Origin of the sequence: Kamptonema sp. PCC 6506 (assembly GCF_000180455.1) — a bacterium.
Lineage (GTDB): Bacteria > Cyanobacteriota > Cyanobacteriia > Cyanobacteriales > Microcoleaceae > Kamptonema > Kamptonema formosum.
The window spans coordinates 1-2,124 of record NZ_CACA01000074.1 but is presented as its reverse complement, the minus strand read 5'-3'; the positions used below and the strand labels follow the sequence as shown (position 1 = coordinate 2,124).

Annotated in this window: 2 protein-coding genes; one reads left to right on the top strand and one right to left on the bottom strand. The window is 44.9% G+C overall.

Annotated features, from left to right (window positions below; all coding sequences use genetic code 11):
• Positions 1-203: 203 nt before the first annotated feature.
• A complete protein-coding gene (gene lepB / locus OSCI_RS03630) occupies positions 204-794 on the bottom strand; it encodes a signal peptidase I (RefSeq protein ID WP_007353500.1) in 591 nt (196 codons plus the stop codon).
• Positions 795-989: 195 nt separating this feature from the next.
• Between lepB and OSCI_RS03625 the strand changes: the two genes are divergently transcribed.
• Positions 990-1,970 (top strand): XDD3 family exosortase-dependent surface protein, encoded by a 981-nt coding sequence (locus OSCI_RS03625; RefSeq protein WP_007353499.1) that lies wholly within the window; start codon positions 990-992, stop codon positions 1,968-1,970.
• Positions 1,971-2,124 lie beyond the last annotated feature (154 nt).

Sequence of the window (2,124 nt, the reverse complement as noted above, 5' to 3'; positions counted from 1 at the left end):
TTTAGAGCAGTACCTACCCAATTGAAAACTGCTATAAGTGGGTCTTCCCACAGGGCTTGGTACTATTTTATCAGTCAGCGCCAAAACTCCCTACCTCATCAGAGGTAGGGATTCAGTAGCAATATCCGTACACGGAAAGCGGGAGACTTGGAGATTTGGAGACTTCGAGAGTGGGTTCGATTTAATTTCCCCCATCTCCCCACTTACAGGAGTCCACCGCGATCGAGGGGCCAAAAGCGAAACACGGCACGACCGATGATATTTTCTTTTGGTAAGAATCCCCACTTGCTAGAGTCGTTGCTATCGTTACGGTTGTCTCCCATGACAAAGTAAGTATTTTCTGGGACGATCTCTGGCCCCCACTCATACTCTGGTGGCTCGGCAATATAGTTTTCCTGAAGCGGCTTGTTGTTGAGATAGACTTTACCATCGCGGACGGCAACTGTTTGGCCTGGGGAGCCGATCGCTCGTTTAATAAAGGCCTGATCTTTGGTAAAACCTTTCTTTTGCAACTGTTTAGGAGGGCTAAACACGATAATGTCACCTGTTACTGGTTGATGAAAATAGTAAGAAACTTTTTCAACTACGAGGCGATCGCCTATCTGCAAAGTTGGCACCATTGAATCTGAAGGTATGTAGCGGGGCTCAGCGACAAAAGCCCGAATAAACAGGGCTAACAATAGTGCGATCGCCACGATCTGAATATTTTCCTTCTGCGATCGCCACAGTCTAGACCACCAAGCACTAGGAACATTGCCTACAATTTCTGTCTTTAAACTCTTTTCCTTAATCATTTACTTCTCCAATACCTTCTCCATCTAGTTTACCTTTAACCTTTCAGTATTAGTACGTAGAATACTCGATAAAAACCTCTATCAATCTTCACTGTATATTTATCAAAAAATATGCGATCGCCTCTAGAACCTTTATCAAGGGTTATATAAGATTGTCACTATAAGGGCAAGAAAAGACGCAAGAGGTTAAACGCTATGAAAATTCGCAATCTTTCCACATTAATCGGTGTCACTGCTGCTGCTGTCTGCGTCAGCTTAATAACCGGACAAGCCGCTCAAGCTCAGGTACTCGGCTCCAACTGGACTTATACGATGGATTCCTTCGCAGACGGCAATGATGGCAATGACGGCGTTGGTAAAAATAGTAATTATGAAATGTACGGCATGGCAATGAAGGCAAATGACGGCATCATTTCCATAGCCTTTAATGCTAATCTTGCTCTGGCTGGGCAAGCTTATAGCGGAGCCGCAGACGGAAATATTGGCTGGGGCGACATCCTCTTCAACTTCACAGGCAAGAGTTTAAAAGACGCTAGCGCAACTGGATCGTTGTTTGGTATCCGCTTTGCTGGTACGAATGACTCTGGCGCTGCAACCACCGGTGTCTACAGTGGTGTCACGGCACAGAGCGTAACTCAGCAAAATTCTGGATTCACTACCTTCGATGAATACCAGAGTTGGGTTAACAACAATGCTCCAAATACAAATACTGGCACCACAGGAGGAGCAATAGGCTATGGCGGTGCAACTGTAGCTGAAGCTAAGAGCTATTTAACTAATGCAAATGGTGTCAGCCAAGACACAAACTACGGTCAGCTAAATGCCATTGCTAGCGGAACTAAAGTAGGTGATATTAACTTCCTGGGAGTTAGTGAAATTGCTTCTCTGGCTAGTGGTTTCGCTGGCTTAGGCGGTGTTGGCAAGTATACTGTAGGATTTAGCTTCAGCCAAAGCTTGCTAGGTCAATTTATGAACCCAGCTAATGCAGTTATCACTTTGTTAGAAGAATGTACTAACGATGGAATGATGCTGACGGCAACATTGCCTTCTACAGAAGATCCTGTCACCCCTGGCGAACCCGTACCTGAACCTGCCACGATGCTCGGTTTAGCTTTGGGTGGCTTAGGTTTAGTGAAAGCTAAAATGAAGCAGCGCCGCGCTGATGCAAACGCATAGAAAGTTAACGGTTAACAGTTAACAGTTAACTGTTAACTAATATCATGTCCAAATTACTTACTATGTGTCATTGTTCGCTGTGCGAAGCAATCGCAAGCTGTTGGTATTGCTTCGCTTCCCTCGCAATGAAAGTATAAAAAAACGGAGAGTATAT

What these genes read in the sequence shown, in the direction of transcription:
- OSCI_RS03625 (WP_007353499.1), top strand. Translation starts at nt 990, where the DNA reads ATGAAAATTCGCAATCTTTCCACATTAATCGGTGTCACTGCTGCTGCT.
- lepB (WP_007353500.1), bottom strand. Translation starts at nt 794, where the DNA reads ATGATTAAGGAAAAGAGTTTAAAGACAGAAATTGTAGGCAATGTTCCT.